Annotated in this window: 20 protein-coding genes; 10 read left to right on the top strand and 10 right to left on the bottom strand. The window is 37.3% G+C overall.

Annotated elements, in window-relative coordinates; translation table 11 throughout:
- Positions 1-15: 15 nt before the first annotated feature.
- Both HEQ36_RS19680 and HEQ36_RS19675 read right to left on the bottom strand, forming a co-directional pair.
- Positions 16-357, bottom strand: coding sequence for a XisI protein (locus tag HEQ36_RS19680; protein WP_168636990.1), 342 nt, complete (start codon positions 355-357; stop codon positions 16-18).
- Positions 345-761, bottom strand: coding sequence for a XisH family protein (locus HEQ36_RS19675; protein ID WP_168636991.1), 417 nt, complete (start codon positions 759-761; stop codon positions 345-347). The genes HEQ36_RS19680 and HEQ36_RS19675 overlap by 13 nt, the downstream gene beginning before the upstream one ends.
- Before the next feature lie 223 nt (positions 762-984).
- Between HEQ36_RS19675 and HEQ36_RS19670 the strand changes: the two genes are divergently transcribed.
- From HEQ36_RS19670 to HEQ36_RS19655, 4 genes are all read left to right on the top strand, one after another.
- On the top strand, positions 985-1,182 hold the full coding sequence (locus HEQ36_RS19670; RefSeq protein WP_168636992.1) for a hypothetical protein: 198 nt from the start codon (positions 985-987) through the stop codon (positions 1,180-1,182).
- On the top strand, positions 1,166-1,342 hold the full coding sequence (locus tag HEQ36_RS19665) for a hypothetical protein (RefSeq protein WP_199924434.1): 177 nt from the start codon (positions 1,166-1,168) through the stop codon (positions 1,340-1,342). The genes HEQ36_RS19670 and HEQ36_RS19665 overlap by 17 nt, the downstream gene beginning before the upstream one ends.
- A gap of 782 nt (positions 1,343-2,124) precedes the next feature.
- On the top strand, positions 2,125-3,096 hold the full coding sequence (locus HEQ36_RS19660) for a GTP-binding protein (RefSeq protein ID WP_027400657.1): 972 nt from the start codon (positions 2,125-2,127) through the stop codon (positions 3,094-3,096).
- Between the two features lie 166 nt (positions 3,097-3,262).
- Positions 3,263-4,306: a WD40 repeat domain-containing protein gene (locus HEQ36_RS19655; protein ID WP_168636993.1), complete on the top strand. Its 1,044-nt coding sequence runs from the start codon at positions 3,263-3,265 to the stop codon at positions 4,304-4,306.
- Between the two features lie 239 nt (positions 4,307-4,545).
- Here HEQ36_RS19655 and ndhD1 read toward each other — a convergent pair whose 3' ends face one another.
- The 6 genes from ndhD1 to HEQ36_RS19625 all read right to left on the bottom strand — a co-directional run bounded on the left by ndhD1 (position 4,546) and on the right by HEQ36_RS19625 (position 10,875).
- Positions 4,546-6,120 carry a photosynthetic/respiratory NAD(P)H-quinone oxidoreductase subunit D1 gene (ndhD1, locus tag HEQ36_RS19650; protein ID WP_053539161.1) on the bottom strand — a complete coding sequence of 525 codons (1,575 nt, stop codon included), beginning with the start codon at positions 6,118-6,120 and terminating at the stop codon, positions 4,546-4,548.
- Positions 6,121-6,254: 134 nt separating this feature from the next.
- Complete coding sequence (gene pstB, locus HEQ36_RS19645; protein ID WP_039201133.1) at positions 6,255-7,061, bottom strand: phosphate ABC transporter ATP-binding protein PstB; 807 nt, start codon at positions 7,059-7,061, stop codon at positions 6,255-6,257.
- 38 nt (positions 7,062-7,099) lie between these two features.
- Positions 7,100-7,987: a phosphate ABC transporter permease PstA gene (pstA, locus tag HEQ36_RS19640; protein ID WP_168636994.1), complete on the bottom strand. Its 888-nt coding sequence runs from the start codon at positions 7,985-7,987 to the stop codon at positions 7,100-7,102.
- Positions 7,988-8,122: 135 nt separating this feature from the next.
- Positions 8,123-9,073 (bottom strand): phosphate ABC transporter permease subunit PstC, encoded by a 951-nt coding sequence (pstC, locus tag HEQ36_RS19635; protein WP_168636995.1) that lies wholly within the window; start codon positions 9,071-9,073, stop codon positions 8,123-8,125.
- Between the two features lie 45 nt (positions 9,074-9,118).
- Positions 9,119-10,273, bottom strand: a complete 1,155-nt coding sequence (gene pstS, locus HEQ36_RS19630) for a phosphate ABC transporter substrate-binding protein PstS (protein WP_168636996.1) — start codon at positions 10,271-10,273, stop codon at positions 9,119-9,121.
- Positions 10,274-10,722: 449 nt separating this feature from the next.
- On the bottom strand, positions 10,723-10,875 hold the full coding sequence (locus tag HEQ36_RS19625) for a type II toxin-antitoxin system HicB family antitoxin (protein ID WP_168465821.1): 153 nt from the start codon (positions 10,873-10,875) through the stop codon (positions 10,723-10,725).
- A 63-nt stretch (positions 10,876-10,938) separates the two neighbouring features.
- Between HEQ36_RS19625 and HEQ36_RS19620 the strand changes: the two genes are divergently transcribed.
- The 3 genes from HEQ36_RS19620 to HEQ36_RS19610 all read left to right on the top strand — a co-directional run bounded on the left by HEQ36_RS19620 (position 10,939) and on the right by HEQ36_RS19610 (position 14,509).
- On the top strand, positions 10,939-11,526 hold the full coding sequence (locus tag HEQ36_RS19620; protein WP_053539164.1) for a biotin transporter BioY: 588 nt from the start codon (positions 10,939-10,941) through the stop codon (positions 11,524-11,526).
- Positions 11,527-11,708: 182 nt separating this feature from the next.
- A complete protein-coding gene (gene lspA, locus HEQ36_RS19615) occupies positions 11,709-12,170 on the top strand; it encodes a signal peptidase II (protein ID WP_027400649.1) in 462 nt (153 codons plus the stop codon).
- 71 nt (positions 12,171-12,241) lie between these two features.
- A complete protein-coding gene (locus HEQ36_RS19610) occupies positions 12,242-14,509 on the top strand; it encodes a transglycosylase domain-containing protein (RefSeq protein ID WP_168636997.1) in 2,268 nt (755 codons plus the stop codon).
- 78 nt (positions 14,510-14,587) lie between these two features.
- On the opposite strand, the gene HEQ36_RS19605 is transcribed toward HEQ36_RS19610, so the two are convergent.
- Both HEQ36_RS19605 and HEQ36_RS19600 read right to left on the bottom strand, forming a co-directional pair.
- Positions 14,588-14,755, bottom strand: a complete 168-nt coding sequence (locus HEQ36_RS19605) for a hypothetical protein (protein WP_168636998.1) — start codon at positions 14,753-14,755, stop codon at positions 14,588-14,590.
- A 330-nt stretch (positions 14,756-15,085) separates the two neighbouring features.
- Positions 15,086-18,877, bottom strand: coding sequence for an N-6 DNA methylase (locus tag HEQ36_RS19600; protein WP_168636999.1), 3,792 nt, complete (start codon positions 18,875-18,877; stop codon positions 15,086-15,088).
- Between the two features lie 287 nt (positions 18,878-19,164).
- Between HEQ36_RS19600 and HEQ36_RS19595 the strand changes: the two genes are divergently transcribed.
- The 3 genes from HEQ36_RS19595 (at position 19,165) to HEQ36_RS19585 (ending at position 20,111) form a co-directional block, all read left to right on the top strand.
- Complete coding sequence (locus HEQ36_RS19595; protein WP_168637000.1) at positions 19,165-19,407, top strand: hypothetical protein; 243 nt, start codon at positions 19,165-19,167, stop codon at positions 19,405-19,407.
- A 168-nt stretch (positions 19,408-19,575) separates the two neighbouring features.
- The gene (locus HEQ36_RS19590) at positions 19,576-19,743 is read left to right on the top strand and encodes a hypothetical protein (RefSeq protein WP_081424362.1); all 168 of its coding nucleotides are present in this window, start codon (positions 19,576-19,578) and stop codon (positions 19,741-19,743) included.
- Positions 19,744-19,799: 56 nt separating this feature from the next.
- Complete coding sequence (locus HEQ36_RS19585) at positions 19,800-20,111, top strand: hypothetical protein (RefSeq protein WP_053539173.1); 312 nt, start codon at positions 19,800-19,802, stop codon at positions 20,109-20,111.
- Positions 20,112-20,242: the final 131 nt, after the last annotated feature.

Raw genomic sequence — 20,242 nt, 5'->3', positions numbered from 1 at the left:
ATTTTAAACAGAGAATTAAACAGCAGCAAACTCAGTCAACTTCCGAGTTTCTGGATCATAAAAAGCTAAAACAATATCTTCTTTCGGTACACCTTCTCTTAATAAATCCGTAGCTATTCCCTCTTCAGTCCAATCTTCCTCAATGTAAATTTTCTCATTTTTAATGCGAATATAAACAGAAATTGTTTTTACTCGTTTATCATTTTTCCAACCAATATTAAACCAAAGATATTGACTTCTTTGATCATCAAACATTAACACCTCATCTATATCAGGATCAATTACTTGTGATGAGATTTTTTCATATTCAGTTAAAATTTGTTTGATTAAGTTTTGATAATGAGTTAGCTTGTCCATTTGATCACCTCTTCTTGATTAATATCAATAACTAATAGTGAAACTTGATATTTTTGTAAAATCAGTTGAATAGCAACTTGTTCAAAAAACTTTTCATAAATATTTTTACTGATTGCTAAAAATACTTTATATTCAGGATGAGTAGCCAAAAGAAAAGTTTGATAAATCAGATATTGACCTAAAGCTGTTTCAAATTCACGCATGGGAGAACGACTCAAAAAACTTTTAACTTCAATAACAATTTGTTCACTCTCTTTTGTCGCAGCAATCGTTTTTTCACCAGCTAAATCAGCGATAAGTCTGATTTCTTCATACTTAATCGGATAAGGATCAGCGGTAATCGTCCAACCAGCCTTAATTAAAGCATTTTTAACCGCATCATGGTAAGTATCCTTTGCTGGCATTGTTTTATTTGTAATTACAAGGTAAACATTACCCACTTTAATATTATACTAAACCAAAACGGCATCATATATAAAACTTAATAATTAAAAAATTAACTTCAAAATCTTTATGAACAACAAGATCCCCGACTTCTCTGAGAAGTCGGGGATCTGAAACTCTAGGACAAATGCTAGAATATATAACATCCATAAATATCATTTACATTTCCCTGGAGGAAATATTATGTTATCAACAGAACTTCAACAAGAATTCATGATCAACAGAATTGAGAAAATTGTGGCTATTTTAATGGAAGAACGTTCTTTGTTTAAAGAAGAACTTAATCCAAGAGAAATGGTTGAACATTTATATCATATCGTTCAGCAAAACTTAACCAAAGAACAATTTAATAACTTATCTGAAGTTGTATACTTATTTTGAAATCAAGAGAGGTTTACTAGCTATTAATTCCCCTAAACAAACAGAAATTTCTAATAAGATTGGACAAGATTATCAAATTATTTTATTAGATGATTTAGCGATTTTAGAAAAAGGGCTAATAGTCAAAGATTTATGGGGATTTTTAGTCATCTTCAGATGACTTCTGCTATGAGACTGGGAATTCATTCCCAGGCGGGCTATGGGTTTTACGTTAAGTTGACATTGCTTCCACACCCGCCCAGAAATGAATTATGGCTTACGCTACGCTATCAGGGCTAATAGTCAAAGATTTATGGGGATTTTTAGTCATCTTCAGATGACTTCTGCTATGAGACTGGGAATTCATTCCCAGGCGGGCTATGGGTTTTACGTTAAGTTGACATTGCTTCCACACCCGCCCAGAAATGAATTATGGCTTACGCTACGCTATCAGGGCTAATAGTCAAAGATTTATGGGGATTTTTAGTCATCTTCAGATGACTTCTGCTATGAGACTGGGAATTTATTCCCAGGCGGGCTATGGGTTTTACGTTAAGTTGACACCAATAAGCTCATGCTTTACCCCTACAAATCTAGGTTTTTCGTAATTCTTAAAAGTCCATGTCCCAACCCTGTTGAGTAAGTAATTGGACAAAAATATTTACAGTCATTGCGAGGGAAGGGAAGCAATCACAACCCTTGCGATTGCTTCATTTCACTTCGTTCCATATGGCTAACGCCACGCAACGCTTACACAATAACATTGTGTAATTAATTCTGTCTCATTACTTATAATAAGTACCGAAAGCCAAACATTTTTCCCTTGACATTCAATCTTTCTAACTTCTAAGCTATTATTTGGAAACTACAAGACGGCGAATAACTGTAAAACTTACCCTGTACGCCTTTTGCATTCCGTCTTGCGTTAATACTCTGTTCCTAAAATAAGTAAACGGATAGACTATGATGATTTCAGAAACATTCAATTCAGTACCAGTAACCGTTTTGACTGGCTATTTAGGCGCGGGTAAAACTACATTATTAAATCATATTCTTACCTACGAACACGGTAAAAAAGTTGCCGTTATTGTTAACGAATTTGGCGAGGTAGGTATTGATAATCAATTGGTAATTGATGCAGATGAAGAAATCTTTGAAATGAATAATGGCTGTATTTGTTGTACAGTTCGCGGTGATTTAATTCGCATTATTGGCAATTTAATGAAACGCCGAGATAAATTTGATCATTTAGTCATTGAAACCACCGGTTTAGCAGATCCTGCACCTGTAATTCAAACGTTTTTTGTTGATGAAGATTTACAAAGTCAGTTGTCATTAGATGCAGTAGTCACAGTTGTTGATTCTAAACATATTTGGCAACATTGGGAAGCGGACGAGGCTCAAGAGCAAATTGCTTTTGCAGATGTAATTTTGTTGAATAAAACTGATTTAGTAACACCGGAAGTTTTAGATGAATTAGAAACTCGCATTCGCTCAATGAATGCAATGGCAAAAATCTACCGCACCCATAATTCTGAATTAGCAATGTCAGCTTTATTAGGAGTGCAAGCATTTGATTTAGATCATGCGTTAGAAATTGATCCTAATTTCTTAGGAGAAGATGCTCACGTTCATGATGAAAGCGTCTATTCTGTAGCGATAGTATCAGAAGGGACAATTAACGGTGAAAAATTAAATGCCTGGATGACAGAATTACTCAGAAATCAAGGTCTAGATATTTTCAGAATGAAAGGAATTTTAAATATTGAAAATGAAGATAATCGCTTTGTTTTCCAAGGTGTACACATGATATTTGATGGTAAAGCGGATAGACCTTGGAAAGTCAATGAAACTCGCAAAAATGAACTTGTATTTATTGGTAGAAATTTAGATGAAGCCAAATTAAAAGCAGACTTTTTTGCTTGTATGAGTTAGTAATACAATAGACATCTCCGGTAAAGATTGTAGAGACGTTCCATGGAACGTCTCTACAGGGGTTTCATGTCACGCATATTTAATTTTCACCAGATGTCTAATGGAGGCGGGGTTTCCTCGCCCCTACAGGTTTGGCGAATTGCTGTAAAAATAAAATATCACAACTATGAACTTAACAATTAATAAATCTCCAGAATTTACAAAACATTATTCTACAAAACTTGCAGATTATGTGACTGCTTTGGCTTGGTCTGCTGACGGTGAAATACTTGCAGCTAGTTCGGCTGCTGGAGAAGTTGTTTTATGGGAAAATGGCGAATTAACTAATTTACAAACAGCGACAGATAAAGCGGTAAATTGTTTGGCTTTTTCCCACGATGGTAAATATTTAGCTATTGGTGGACAAGATGGAAAAGTGAAAATTTGGTGCGGAAATAAATTAATTAGCACTTTAGAAAATGCCCCGATTTGGGTTGACCAATTAGCATGGAGTCACACCGATAACCAATTAGCTTTTAGTTTAGGTCGTTATGTGCAAATTTGGGATGCAGACACATTAGAAGTTGTTACAACTCTTAACTTTAATGATTCCTCTATTTTGGGAATTGATTGGCGTAAAGATGGCAAATATTTGGCTATTAATGGATATAAAGGCATAAAAATCTGGTCTACTCAAGATTGGGATGATGAACCATTTATTCTTCCTCTGTCTACCGTCAGTACAGCAATGGCGTGGTCTGATGATGGTAAGTATTTGGCATCTGGAAATATGGACCGGACTCTCACTGTTTTACAATGGGAACATCCTGATCCTTGGGTGATGCGGGGTTTTCCAGGGAAAATTCGTCATCTAGCTTGGTCAGACATAAAAACTCCCACAGATGCGCCCATTTTGGCTGTTTCTAGCGTTGATGGCATAGTAGCATGGGAGAAGTCGGTAGATGAATCTGTAGGCTGGGAGGCGCAAGTATTAACTAATCATCTGGATATCATTAATGCGATCGCTTTTGCACCCCAAAGTTTTATTCTCGCTTCTGCTGGTGCTGACGGTTGGCTATGTTTGTGGAATGAAAACAAAGAAGTTTCACAGATTTTTACTGACACTGAAGCCGGTTTTTCTACTCTATCTTGGCATCCCCAAGGACAATTATTAGCCGCTGGTGGTGAACAAGGTGAATTAATAATTTGGTCAACTTCTGGCGAAAATTAAAATTAATTGGTTTAAGTAGGTGAACACAATAAAACCAATCTGTGTAAAGAAAAGTAAAATCGCCTAAACCCTCTTCACTCTTGCCTCTTGCCTCTTGCCTTTTGCCTTGCCATAACGACGATTTTCAATGCTAACCTACTTAGATTTAGATGTAGGGGTAGCGCCCCCGTGCCTACCCCGATATTTGGGGCAACCACAGGGGGTTTAGGTATCAAACCCACCCCAGTTGCAATTACAAATTAATTACCAATTATCGGCGCACTCAAAGAGACATTTTGTACTGCTTTGGTTGCGGCTAAGGTTGGTACAGAATCACGCAATCTTGCTGTTAATTGTACAGTTGTAGCGTCGTACATTTGGGTTAGCAATTTGGGATAAAAACCAATACCAATAATAGGTATCAACAAACAAGCAATGATAAAGACTTCACGGGGTTCAGCATCTATCAAATTCTGATGAGAAACTAACTCTTCATTTTCTTGTCCGTAGAAAATTTCGCGCAACATTGAAAGGAGATAAATTGGCGTTAAAATCACACCAACAGCCATCAAGAAAATGACAATAACTTTAAATGTCGAGTTATAAGCATCGCTAGTGGCAAAGCCGACAAATACCATTAATTCGGCGACAAAACCGCTCATTCCTGGTAATGCTAAAGAAGCCATTGAACAAGTTGTAAACATGGCGAAAATCTTTTGCATTTTCTTACCGACACCACCCATTTCATCTAACATGAGGGTGTGTGTGCGATCGTAAGTTGCACCGACTAAAAAGAACAAACTTGCCCCAATTAAGCCGTGAGAAACCATTTGTAAAACTGCGCCACTTAAACCCAAGTCGGTGAAAGAGGCAATCCCAATGAGAACAAAGCCCATGTGGGAAATTGAAGAGTAGGCAATTTTCCGTTTTAAATTCCTTTGGGCAAAGGAAGTTAGGGCAGCGTAGATGATATTTACTACCCCCAAAACCACTAACACTGGTGCAACGTAAGCGTGGGCATCGGGTAGCATTTGGGCATTCATGCGAATTAAGGCATAACCACCCATTTTTAACAAAATACCTGCTAGTAACATATGCACGGGGGCTGTAGCCTCACCGTGAGCATCTGGTAGCCAGGTATGGAGGGGGATAATGGGCAGCTTGACAGCGTAGGCAATCAGGAAGCCAGCGTAGAGTAAAAGTTGTAAATTGAGTCCAAAATCTTTTAAGGCGAGCGATCGCATATCGAATGTCACTGTATCGCCATAAAACCCCATTGTCAAGGAAGACAGCAAAATAAACAGCGAACCACCAGCGGTGTACAAAATAAATTTAGTCGCTGCATACTGGCGCTTTTTCCCTCCCCAAATTGACAAAAGGAAGTATATGGGGACAAGTTCCAGTTCCCACACCAGGAAAAATAACAGCATATCCTGGACGGCAAAAACGGCAATTTGACCGCCATACATTGCCAAAATTAGGAAATAAAACAATTTCGGCTTTAGTGTTACAGGCCAAGCTGCTAAGATTGCCAGGGTGGTGATGAATCCTGTTAAGAGAACTAGGGGCATGGATAAGCCATCAACCCCTAAAGACCAATTTAAGCCCAATTGCGGAACCCAGGGATAACTTTCCACCAGTTGCAAATCGGGATTAGAGAAATCGTATCCAGTATAAAAAGCGCAGACAATGAGGACAAAATCTATCAACCCGACAATGAGAGAATACCAGCGCACGGTTTTTCCATCTTTATCTGGGATAATGGGAAGGAGTAGTGATGCGGCTATGGGAAATAAAATAATCGTCGTCAGCCACGGGAAATTAGCTATATTCATCACAATTAATCTGCTATTAAAATCATGTTTGGCAGCAAGTTAGTATCTAATAAGTTCTAAATTACCTTAAATCAAGGATTACAGCCACAAGGTTAACATAGATGCTCAATTTAAGTTAATTTTTGATAAAAGAATTAACCAAATTTACCGTTAATGTAAGCTTTGGTGTCTTCCTGTTGAGGATCACTGAAAATCATCTCAGTTGAGTTGTACTCTACTAAGTAGCCACTACGTCCACCTGTTTCGGAAGCTTTAACGTTAAAAAACGCGGTTTTATCAGATACTCGTGATGCTTGGTGCATATTGTGGGTGACAATGACGATGGTATATTGTTCTTTGAGTTCGTGAATTAGTTCTTCTATCCGTGCAGTAGAGATAGGATCAAGGGCAGAACATGGTTCATCCATCAGGATAACTTCTGGTTGCACAGCGATCGCCCGCGCAATACATAAACGCTGTTGTTGTCCACCGGATAAGGATAAACCATTTTGTCGCAATTTATCCTTGACTTCATCCCACAAAGCTGCTTGTCGCAAACTCCGTTCCACCAATTCATTCATATCACCTCTGTAGCCATTGATTCTCGCACCAAAGGCAATATTTTCATAAATTGACTTGGGGAAGGGGTTGGGTTTTTGAAATACCATACCAATGCGTCTTCGCACTTCTACAGGATCAATATTCGCTGCATAGATATTTTTGTCGTAGAAATAAACTTTACCTTCGGCTCTAAATGAGTCAATTAAATCATTTAGCCGATTATAACATCGCAATAAGGTAGTTTTACCACAACCGGAAGGACCGATAAAAGCGGTGACTCGATTTTTAGGAATATCTAACCAAACATTTTGTAAAGCCAAAAAATTGCCATAATAGATATTTAAGTTTTCTGTGCGTAAAACCGATTCAGTTCCATTAATTGTGCTAATGATAGTATTCATAAAATCGGGCTTGATGAAAAAGTTTTTTTTGGTGATAGCTAAATTAAATCTTTTTTTCTAGTAACCCAGCGAGCAATAATACTAGTAATTAAAACCATGAATACAAGAATTAAAGACGCAGCCCAAGCTAAAGATTGCCAAGTTTGATAGGGAGAAGTGGCAAAATTGTATACTAAAACTGCTAGAGAAGCAGTTGGTTTGAGGATACTATCTGGCCAAAAAGAAGAAAAAAGAGCCGTAAATATTAATGGTGCAGTTTCTCCAGCCGCACGAGCGATCGCTAAAATAGAACCAGTGACAATTGCAGGTAATGCAGTTGGTAATACCACCAAGATCACAGTTTGCAAATTAGTGCTTCCTAGTCCAATAGATGCTTGCCGTAAATCTTGAGACACTAATTGCAATGCCTCGTCTGTAGTTCGCACAATAATCGGTAACATCAAAATTGCTAGGGCGACTCCACCACCCAGGGCTGAGTAAGAGCCTAAATTCAGCTTTACCAAGGTTAAAACCACAATTCCATAGGCAAATACCCCAGCAATGATCGAGGGAACTCCACTGAGAACATTAGTAGCGAAACGTATCCATCTGGCAATTCTTCGAGAACTAAACTCACTTAAATAAATTGCCGCCAACACACCAACAGGAACACTAATTATAGCAGCAATTCCTACCATTAATAATGTTCCCAAAATGGCATTCCCAAAGCCGCCATTTTTACCAAAGGGAGGAGGTGGCAACTGTGTAAAAATATGGATGTCTAAACTACTAAACCCTCTAATTACTATATAATAAAGCACTGCCAATAAAGGAATCAGTGCCAAAACTCCACAGACAAAAGCTAATCCAGTCATGACCATATTAACCAATGTTCGAGGAGACGAAAGAGAACGAGTTAGGCCTCCTTGCGGAAACAAAGAATTCATAATTTAACCAATATAACTTTTACTAATTTCATAAAACACAAAGTTATCTGCGTTTATCCTCAGATCCCCGACTTCTTTTATTTATTGTGTCCAGAAACTATAAATTGATGTTAGAAGTCGGGGATCTTATGCATTCTAAATTCGCCCCACTCGTGCCACAATAAAATCCGCCAGAATATTGACGATCATTGTTAAGATAAATAAAACTAAAGCTGCATACATTAAAGCAGCAACTTGCAACCCATTAGCTTCCGCAAATTGATTTGCCAATAAAGAAGAAATCGTATTTGATGGTGCTAAGAGAGAGATATGAATATTGTTAGCATTACCTATTAACATTGTCACAGCCATTGTTTCACCCATTGCCCTCCCAAGTGCCAACATTACTGCACTGACAATGCCAGAAAAGGCAGCAGGGATAATAACTTGAAAAATGGTTTCCCAACGGGTTGCACCTATTCCTAGAGCGGCTTGACGCAAACTTGAAGGCACAGAAATCAAGGCATCACGAGAGATAGCCGTGATAATTGGCAAAATCATAATTGCTAATATTACTCCTGCTGGTAACATCCCTGGTCCAGTGGGTGCAGAACTAAAAATTGGCAACCAGCCTAGATAAGTATGTAGCCATGTGCCTAGATTTTTTAACACAGGGATTAACACAAAAATTCCCCAGACTCCATAAACAACACTGGGAATAGCCGCTAGGAGTTCTACTAAAAATACCAGGACTAAATTTACCTGGGGGGGGAGGAAATTCTCACTCAATAAAATTGCTGTTCCTACACCAATAGGGAGGGCTAAAATCAGTCCAATTAAAGAACTGATGAGAGTTCCGTAAATTGCTGGGAGTACCCCATATTCATTATTAACAGGGTTCCAACTGCTGGTAAAAAAGAAATTAATCCCGAATTTTTGGATAGCTGGTAAAGCACTAGTAGTAATTTGCAAGGCAATCCATAATAGAATACCAGCGATCGCTAGAGCAAAAATTCGGGTTATCCAAATAAAACTCCGATCTAGATTTCTATCTATTTCCGAACGGTTTTTCGTGGTTAATGGATCTTCTGGAAAGTTTATAGTCATTCTCCTGACTCCTGACTCCTGACAGAGGGCGCAGGCCCTGCGCCCCTACCTCTTACCTTGGGAATTAGCACCAACAGAAATATGATAATCAGGACTAATTTGATCAGCCGCTGCTGCGACTTTATTAATTACATTGGCTGGTAAGGGGACATATCCTAATTCACTAGCTATCTTTTGTCCATCAGTTAAAGCATATTCAATAGTTGCTTCCATTGCTTTAGCTTTGCCGGCATCAGTATATTTTTTATAGGCGAGAATCCAAGTGTAAGTTACTATTGGGTAAGATTCTGCACCTTCAGGATCGGAAATAAAAGCACGGAGATTTTCTGGTAAAGTTACTGATGCAAGAGTTTTAGATGCTGATTCTTCAGAAGCTAAAACAAACTGGTTGGATTTATTTTCTAAAGATGCAAATTTGAGCTTACTTTCCTTAGCATAGCCATATTCTACATAACCAATAGAACCTTGAGTTTGTTGAATTTGGGCGGTGACACCTTCATTACCTTTAGCACCAACTCCTATCGGCCATTTTACACTTTTACCTTCACCTACCTGAGTTTTCCATTCTGGACTAATGGTACTAAGATGTTTGGTGAAAACGCCCGTAGTTCCACTACCATCAGCGCGATAAATAACTTTGATTTCCTCTTTTGGTAATTTTACATTAGAATTGATTTTAGCGATCGCCGGATCATCCCAAAATTTAATTTTACCTAACAAAATATCAGTGTAAACTGCTCGTGATAACTGGAGTTGAGGAACTTCTGGCAAATTATAAGCGAGGACAATACTACCAGCAGTTAGAGGTAATAGTAGCACACCTTTTTCCGCCGGAACTTTGTTAATTTCTTCATCCTTCATTGCTACATCACTAGCACCAAAGTCTAATGTTCCTTGGGTAAACTGCTCAACACCCGCACCACTACCCACAGACTGATAATTAACTTTTAAATTGGGATATTTTTTGTTTAACTCTGTAAACCAAGTTTGATAAAGTGGTGCAGGAAAAGAAGCACCCGCGCCGATTAATTCTACATTACCTCCTAAATCTAGTTTCTGAGAATTGGCAGTAGTTGTATTTGTCGTTTTACCAGGAGACTCACTTATAATTGGATTCTTTGAGTTAGTTTCTCCACAAGCTGATAGACTAATTACTACTGTTAATACAGATATTGCAACTATCAGGCGATGATTTTTCATGAAACTGATTTTAAGTAGAGCAATCCTATTTGAGTTGATCAAGCCTCCAGTTCGGGTCAGTGCGTCTGGGATTTCATTATATTCACTGAAAACTTGTCAAACATCCTCTTAAAGATAGGTTGATTATCCATTAAGGGAACACCAAAAAATAAATTACCCAATTTCGTGGGATGGGCATCCTGCCCGTCCTTGATGATTAGCGGGCTTTTCGTCCCGCACCACAGGAAATTTTTGGGTATTTTTTTAATTGGAAGTCCCTAAGTAGGTGAACACAATAAAACCAAACTGTGTAAAGAAACGTAAAATCGCTGAAAACGTCTTTACTCTCGCCTATTGCCTATTGCCTATTACCTCTTGACTCTTGCCTATTGCCTATTGCCTATTGCCTATTGCCTCTTGCCTATTCCCTGTTCCCTGTTCCCTGTTCCCTGCCTTCACAGGCAACTTATTCAGCAAACCCTACTTAGGAGAATTTCAATGTATAATTTTACAATTTCTGTTATATTAGCGATCGCTTCTTCAAAAGTATCTCCTTGAGAAAGACAGCCCTGAAAAAAAGGACAAAAAGCATGATCATTTCCATTTTTCTCCTTTGCGAGAATGACGGTGTAATCGTAAACTTCTTGACCTTGTATCTACTGTTAATTAACCCTTGCGCCTAATCAATGTTTGCTGCCTCGAATCAACTGCTATGGTCTATGATAGGCTTGCTCCTCACAATGGGTGGTACTTTCCTGGAAGCTTATGGTGTTACCTCACCTTGGAACTGGAGTCAGCACGGAATTCAAACCCTTTCACTAGGTGTCAGCTATCAAATTGGTGCAGTCCTACTGGTAGGCTGTTTAGGAGGTCAAAATGCTGGTGCGCTCTCGCAAATTGCCTATTTAGTCATGGGATTAACCTTATTGCCTGTATTTGCCGAAGGAGGCGGTATCGGTTATGTTAAACTATCTCAGTTTGGCTATTTACTGGGATTTATTCCCGGAGCTTGGATTTGTGGATATTTAGCCTTTAAAGCTCGACCTCGGCTAGAAACTCTAGCTTTTAGTTGTCTTTGTGGCTTATTCACCGTTCACATCTGCGGTATTGCTTATTTAATCATCAGTTATATCTTACCCTGGAGAGGAACAGACAATCTATCACTGATTCAAGCTATTCTTAAATACTCCTGCTTTGCACTGCCAGGACAACTAGTGGTTGTTTGTGCCGTTACCATAGTAGCTTATGTGCTACGACACATAATGTTTTATTAGTCATTGGTCATTGGTCATTGGTCAGTAGCAAGAAAAAACGGCGTTGGTGAATTGGGGTATGAAAGTCGAAAATTCCATCTCTCAAACTCTTACTCTCTGCGCCTGGAGCGTCTCTGCGTGAAATAAAATCATACTTTTACTCAGCAACGCCGAAAAAACAACTGACACCCGACAAATTTATCATGCGTATAAAAAATCGCTTCTTCTGGATTGCCGCTCTGATAGCATTTCTATTAGACCAACTGACAAAATACTGGGTAGTGAAGACCTTTAACCCAGGACAAACACTACCACTGTTGAGCGGGATATTTCATTTTACCTATGTGACTAATACAGGTGCAGCCTTTAGTTTATTAAGTGGCAAAGTAGAATGGTTACGCTGGCTATCTTTGGGTGTTAGTTTAGTATTGATAACCATTGCATTAACTGGACCATTGTTAAGTTTTTGGGAGCAAATGGGTTATGGTTTGATTTTAGGGGGAGCAATGGGCAATGGTATTGATAGATTTATACTAGGGTATGTCATTGACTTTCTTGATTTTCGGTTAATTAATTTTGCCGTGTTTAATATGGCTGATTCTTTTATTAGTATTGGTATAGTCTGCTTGTTAATTGCCTCATGGAAAAAAACACCAAGTAATTAAAAAATTTAATTCTTCTTTTGGAAATTCCCCTACTTTCCCGTTAATTTTTAACTTTTAACTTGCAATTGTTTATGAGTTCTCCCCAACCTCCTCAAAAGCCAAAAACTATAATTGGTCAAGTAACTCAAGCGGTCAGCACCATTCATGCTAGAGTCAACTTTTCCATGAAGCTCAAACCCAATGCGAAAGTACCAAAACTATTGGTCCATGATGCCGGCGGGAACCAAGAAGAAGAATATGATTTATTAGGCGATCGCTATATACTAGGACGTAGTTCAAAATCCTCTGATATCGTCATCCGTAACCCACTTGTCAGCACAGTTCACCTCTCATTATCGCGGGATTCCACCCAAAACACCCCCGTTTTCACAATCAAAGATGAAAACTCCACCAACGGGATTTATCTTGGCAAAAGGCGCATAAATACCCTAGAACTGCGTCATGGTGATGTTATTAACTTAGGACCACAGGATCTAGCTGATGCTGTGAGTATTCAATACATAGACCCCCCAGCTTGGTACGTCAAAGCTGCCACCTGGACAGCCTATGGAGTCGGTGGTGTCACGGCTTTAATTGCCTTAGCCATAGGTGCAGAATGGCTGAAATTTTCCGTTAGACCCCTACCTACAGCCACTCGCGCCCCTGTCGTTGTCTATGCCCGTGATGGCTCAACCCCACTCCGTGAACCCCGTAATATCGCCCACGTAGACCTGAAACAATTATCAGACTTTGGACCCTATTTAGCTGCTGCGGTCGTAGCCTCGGAAGATAGTCGCTACTACTGGCACTTTGGGGTAGACCCCTTGGGTGTATTGCGAGCCGTACTTATCAACAGTCGTAGCGGTGACGTTCAACAGGGGGCAAGTACAGTTACCCAACAAGTAGCTCGAAGTTTATTCCGGGAATATGTAGGCAGTCAAGACTCTTTAGGACGGAAAGTTAAAGAAGCCGTCGTCTCCCTCAAACTAGAAACCTTTTACAGCAAAGACGATATTTTACTAACTTACTTAAATCGGGTATTTTTAGGTGCAGACACCTCCGGCTTTGAAGATGCAGCCAAATATTATTTTAACAAATCCGCCAAAGAATTAACCCTAGCCGAAGCAGCCACCTTAGTAGGGATTTTACCCGCCCCCAATGCCTTCGATTTTTGTGGCAGTGGTCGGCGGAAACTCGGTGCAGCCGACTACCGCAATCGAGTCATTAAACGACTGCTAGAAATGGGCAAAATTACCCAAGAAGAAGCCAACCGCGCTCGCCGTTCTACCGTTCAAGTTAGCCCCAAAGTTTGCGAAAGGCAAGCCAAAACCATTGCCCCCTATTTCTATGATTACGTCTTTCAAGAACTCACATCAAGACTAGGACCAGCAGCAGCTAGAGAGGGTAACTATATCATCGAAACCCAACTTGATCCAACTATCCAAGCCAAAGCCGAAGCTGAGTTAAAAAATTCCGTCACCAAAGCCGGCTCAAATTTTGGATTTTCTCAAGGAGGAATGGTAACTCTGGACTCAAAAACCGGGAGTATTGTGGCTATGGTAGGCGGGACTGATTACAAAAAAAGCCAGTTTAATCGCACCGTTCAAGCCCAACGACAACCGGGTTCTACCTTTAAAATTTTTGCCTACGCTGCGGCTATAGAAAAAGGGTTTTCGACCTACAGAAGTTATTCTTGCAGTCCTTTAACTTGGCAAGGTTTTACCTATAAACCCTGTCGGGCTGGTGCTGGTGGTAGTTTAGACATAGCCACTGGTTTGGCAATGTCAGAAAACCCCATTGCTTTGCGGGTAGCCAAGGAAATTGGTTTGAATAAAGTCGTAGATATGGCGCAGCGTTTGGGTGTTAAATCAAATCTTGAGGAAGTACCTGGTTTGGTATTAGGTCAAAGTGTGGTTAATGTTTTAGAAATGACTGGCGCATTTGGGGCGATTGGTAATCGTGGAGTCTGGAATCCCCCTCATGCTATTAGTAAAATTCGTGACAGTAGTGATTGCAAGGATCTTAAAGATTTTGAAACCTGTCGGGTGATTTACTCCTTCGATACAGATCCAAATGGTTCTAAACAAGTGCTAAAGACAGCAGTTGCCAATCAAATGACTACTATGATGCGAGGAGTAATTACTAATGGTACAGGTCGTAGCGCAGCTATTGGTTTAGGTGAAGCAGGTAAAACCGGAACAACAAATGATAATGTAGACCTCTGGTTTATTGGTTTTATTCCTAGTCGTCAACTTGTCACCGGCATTTGGCTAGGAAATGATAATAATTCCCCTACCTCCGGCAGCAGCGCCCAAGCGGCACAACTTTGGGGTAGTTATATGAGTAAAATTACTAAATAGAGTTTGTTAAAAAAGTCTTTGCGTTATGGCTAGAAGTCAGGGTGAAGAATTATCTTTTGTGCATAAGCACTTATGCTTTTAATTAAGTTTTAATTCTTCTAGTCTTTCTAAATGGCGATCGCTTCGTGGTAAGGTAAGATGTTTTCTTATTAAAGAATAATCGGCTCTTGCGTCTCTTTTATGGTGATTGAGGATTGATGATAACAAAACTCTTACGGGACAAGGGTTATAAACAATTATTTCCATATTTTCAATGAAATGCCTACACAATAGGGCTTTTAATGATTTTGAACCAGGTTTTCCATAAAAATAACCGAAGAACCGAATAATCCAACTCTGCTAATATTTCATCAGATTCATAGGGCATTTCAAAGTAAGATCGAAATGTATAAGATTGATTTTCTTGTAAAAAAGCCTATTACAACTTAGATTTTGACATAGTGTGAAAACGTGCATTCATAACCATTGTCTGAATCAGGATATCCAGGATTTAAGGATTTACAGGATGTTAATTTTTAATCATCTCACATTCACGCTAGGTAAGATAAAATTATCAGCCATAAAGAGGAAAATTAACTATAAATATTTCTTCATCACTTGTTGCTTGAGAGTAGAAGATTCATCTATAATTTTCTGATTATTAGTAATTACTTGCTCTAGTTTCTCTACTTCTGAAACTAATTTTTCTTGAGTTGATAAAGGTGGTAAAGGAACTTGTAAATCTGAATACATTTGACCATTAATATTAGGTTGTGATGTCCCTGTTTGAGTATCGGCAACCCACTTTTTATAAAAACTAGACTGAGTTACTAATTTCAAAAAATCGGGTAATAATTTATCTTTATTAGTGCGAAAACGAATTAAATAGCCTGCATATAGGGCTTTGCCATACTTGTTTTTGTATAAAAAAGTTTTTCCAACTGTAGCTCCTGATCTAGCAAAAAGAAAATCACCTTCTTTCAAAATATATTTTTCTTCAATGTTTGCAGCAGTTCTCCACTCAGAATTTAATTCTCCATTATCATTAATGTCTGTAATTCTAATATAACGATAATCTGTCAGAGGATTTCCATCAATAGCACTCTCATTAGCACCATACTGAGGTTTGTCACAAATTGATCCTAACTTTACTAAATTATATTGACCATAAATATTATCAGATTTATTCTCAATTTCATTTTTAGCCTGTTCAATTGCCTCTTTGGCCTTAATTACATTTTGATCTATCTCCTCACACTCATCTACTATTTGCTGCTGCACTTCTAAAGGTGGTAAAGGAATTTTAGTAGCTTTTACTCTTTCAGTATTAAGATTTTGTACTACTCCTCCAGCCGCACTTTCTGAAAATTGCTGTTGAGTATCTTTGTAGGATAAAATTTCATACAAATAATCTTTATTGAGTTTTTCACTAAATTTAGATAGGAGTAACCAACCATCATGAATACAGCCAGATATTTTCATAATATAAGGTCTTCCAAAGCTCATTGAGTTAGATAAAATAAAGTCTCCTTCATTTACTTTTCTGGATTTTTCAGCACCTTCTAAAGTTATTTTTTCTGCTGCTTGAGTAATATATTTTGATCCTTCACTAACATCACCTATTTTAATCCAATTTATGCCATTTATATCTGTTGTGATATATTTATCAATTGGTCTAGGTGATGCACCTCTAACAATTTCGCATATATTTTCTAACTTTACCAACTCCCATTTAGTTTCAATTTTCAAATTTTTCTTAGGAGTAAGTGAAAAAGTTTTATTAAAATCCTTACGAGAGAAATCTAATAAATCTACCAAACTAGCATAAGTAATATATTCGCTGAGATTTTTCAATTCAACATCTTCACTATTACCATGAAAATTTTGCTGAATCCAATAATTTATTTTTTCAGAATTATAGCGATTATCAGGATCAAAAAGCGGTGTAATATGACTACCAGAAATATATTTTAGCCCTTCATTACCTTTAGCATTACTCCATTCATAGCCAAGAAATTGTTTTTGTTCCTTATTATCCGCAGGACTTTTCACAATTAGAACCTTCTGGGGATTATTAAAAGCCAAGATGAAATAATAGAGCTTATCTTTTTCAATTATTTGCAGATATTCTAAAAACCGCTTATTCAGTTCCACCTCTTTTTCTAAAGATGATAAATCCTTAAAAGATTTTCTCTTTTTCAAATTAACAATATCAGTGCTTTTATCAAACTCATTTTTATATTCTTTAAATAGTTCATATTCTAATAACTGCTCAGAAGGAACACCAAATAAAAGAGTTTGATAATCTTCAAAACCTATATTAATATGCTCACAATACCTTTTCACCAAATAAATATCTCCATAAATTCCCCCATTTGCTTCTATTTCATATTGCCAATTTTCAAAAAAGTCTAAAACCCGATTTTTGTATTGTTCCGCAGGTTCAGGACGTTGTGATTTTCTCCGCATAAATAATACAATTGTATTTGTTCCCGTCTTACTAAAAGTATTACTACCCAATTCTACAAGGGAAATAATATCAAAATATTTCAATAGAATTTCTCTAGTAGCAATATGGGTATTATCAGAATTAGAAAGCACAGATGATGGTACAATAATTCCCGCAACTCCATTAGGTGCAAGTAGTTGTTTAGCTCGTTCAATAAAGAAACATTGAATATTTTTATTACCCAAATCAGAAATAGTGCTAAAAAGCTCATACTTTTGTCGTTGTTCTTCCGATAAAGTATCTAAAAAATCTTCTACTGCAAAAGGTGGGTTAGCTACCAAAATATCAAAACTTTCTAACTTAATTTCTGGTATATCATCAAGGGCATCATGGGGTAGAATATTAATACCTTCTTGTCCATACATAAAAGCTGATACCTTAGCAACCTTTGATAGTCGAGATTCTTTTTCTATACCATAGATATTTCTGAAAAAAGCTGAAGGTTCTAATTTTTTATATTTTTCAATAAAAGGTTTTGTTTCAATTGCTAACTCAGTGAGAAAATGCCCTGAACCACAAGCAAAATCTATCACTCTGGGTAACTCAGAATTATCTTTAATAATGTTTTCTAAAGGTAGAGACATACAGATAAACCGAGTAATAGGAATAGGTGTAAAAAATTGTCCTTCAGATTGCTTAATACCGTTATCTAAAAAGAACTCAAACATATCACCTAAAAACTGATTTTGTTCTTGATTTTTTAGGCGTAAATCTTGCCACATTTGCACAATTTCTAGCAAAATCTTAATATTTTTATTAAACAAATTTTTGTTATAAACATCAATAAAAGCAAAATCATTATTAGTAAAAAATTTTAATTGACGAAAATAATTTTTAATTGTAGTTTTAATAGCATTCCGGTTAGTAGGCCAAAACGCATTTTCAATGTCATCATTACTTACATAAGTAATGTCTTCGCCTAGATATTTTTCCATGCCATATTTATATAAACCTTGCAACCGATCTATAAAATCGTAATAATTATCATAAGCTATACCTTTCCAATAAAATTTAAGTTCTTGGGGATGCTGAGTTTCATCTACAATTTTGCATAAGAAAAGATTAACTAAAATATCAAAGGCATTTTCTCGACCAGAAACATTATACTTTCTCAAAATAGTTCTAAAAATGTGATATTTTTTGTCTTTATCTTTAGCATCAATAAATTTAAGGTCTTCAATAGTATATTTATCTTTACCAATTTGATATGCAGGAATATTATCTTCAAAAATACCCTTAGTAGTTGCTTCTAGTTGATAGGTTTCTTTCCAAACTTTGAAACGTTCTTTTACATCTTTTGCTTTCTCAAAACTAAGTAGTTTATCATCCTCTGCTAGAATTTTTTGGTTGTCTTTATGAGATATAACGTAATACTCAAAAATACAAATATTATCCAGAAAATCAGAAGTATAAAGACACAAAAATTCAGTTTCTATAATTTGTTGAGCATAAGAAATTAGCTGTCCGCCATCGTTTTTAGTATCTTTCCAAGCGTTATCAAACTCTTTACTTGCGGTTTTACACTCTATAATCAACATTGGTTTCCCCTGTTGATTTCTTACTAAAATATCTGCACGACCTCCACTAGCACCATGTCCAACTTTCCATTTAGGTTCTAGTTCTATATGTTCAGGTTTATAGCCTTTTGATAATAGCCGATGTACACATTCAAACACTACAAAATTTTCATTTTGAGAGAAATTACAAGTCTGACGCTCATTAATAGTTAAGCCGTGATCTTCAGGATAAATTAATTCTTTTTTATTAAAATCTACCTTCAGAATTCCCTCAGTGTGTGGGAAACTCTTTGAGAATATACTTTTATTTTCTTGAAAGTCTAAAGATAGTAGAACGGATTTAAAATTTTCTTGAGTAATCATTTTTTGATATTGACAGCAATTACCTAATTATATATTTACAAGTGCAATCTGTAACTTTGCACAATAGTTAAGTTAAATTTACCAGATTGAGAATTGTTGCATAGAGTGATCCCTTTGTCTACCGTAGCGATCGCTTCTGTGTCAATTTCCACAAGGTAGTCTTTTTTACCTAAGTTTTATTAGTAATTTAGTAGGTTGGGTTGACGCAAGGAAACCCAACAATAATCAATAACAGCGTAACGTAGAATTAATGATAATAAATTGATAAAGTTACCAGCAAAGTAGTGATGAAATTACAAGAATTGCAAGAACAGGTATTAGAATTACCAATCAAAGAACGCTGGACTCTTGTACAAACCTTACTAGCATCAATTCAACAAGAAACACTATCTTCTATTCCTCCTCAACCTACCCTAGAAACCTTATCTGAACTTGACCCCTGGACACAAAGCCTCATAGGTGTAATTCGCTTAGAATTAGAAAATCCAGAGGAAAGTTATGTTAATTACCTAGAGGAGAAATATAGTTGAAACAGGTATTATTTGACAGCGAGATTACAAGGGGGTTGCATGACCTTGGCTATAGTGTTATGCTGATCTGTGGCTTCAGAAGCAATAGATAACTTCTGATGGCTTCCTAAGTGTTTGTCGTTGACTAAACCAGGATGTAATCTAAAGTTATCTATCGTGTTATGAGTTATGGGTCAAACTAAAAAAGCAAAAATTACATTTACTTGCTCATATGAACTACGTGAAGAGTTAGAAAGTATTGCAAGTTCAGAAGACAGGACACTATCAAATCTTGTAGAAAGGCTTGTGACAAGAGCAGTTCAGATTTACAAACCGGAAGATCAAAAAGCAAGTTAACCATTTTGCGATCGCCAGGCTAAGTCCGCAGGTATCGTCAACTACTCAAAAACAATATGAATACACCACCAGTAGATAGATTAGACCGGATAGAAGCGATATTAGAGCGCGTGGCAGTTCAACAGGAAACTACAGCAGTTAACCTGACGGAACTGATATATAAGGTTGATGACTTTATGGGAACTGCTACCAGTGTTTTGGGGAGAAATGCCATCCTTAACGATGTGGTAGTAGGACTAAATGAAACGGTAGGAAGATTAGATACTAACCTTGCTACTCTCCAAAGCAATTTTGCAGAGAATCAAAAATCAACCAATGCTGCTTTAGAAAGACTAGAAGCAATTTTGATCAAGCTGATGGATAGTTAGGAATGCAAATTTAATAACCTGCAATTCTGATTTAAACTGGGAATGGTGCGTTACGCTGTCGCTAACACACCCTACTTTTGCAATTTATTTAATTTAGGGAACACCAAAAAATAAATTACCCAATTTTGTGG

The sequence above is a fragment of the Anabaena sp. 54 genome (assembly GCF_017355725.1).
GTDB classification, from domain to species: Bacteria; Cyanobacteriota; Cyanobacteriia; order Cyanobacteriales; family Nostocaceae; genus Dolichospermum; species Dolichospermum heterosporum.
This window is presented reverse-complemented; position numbering and strand designations above follow the sequence as displayed.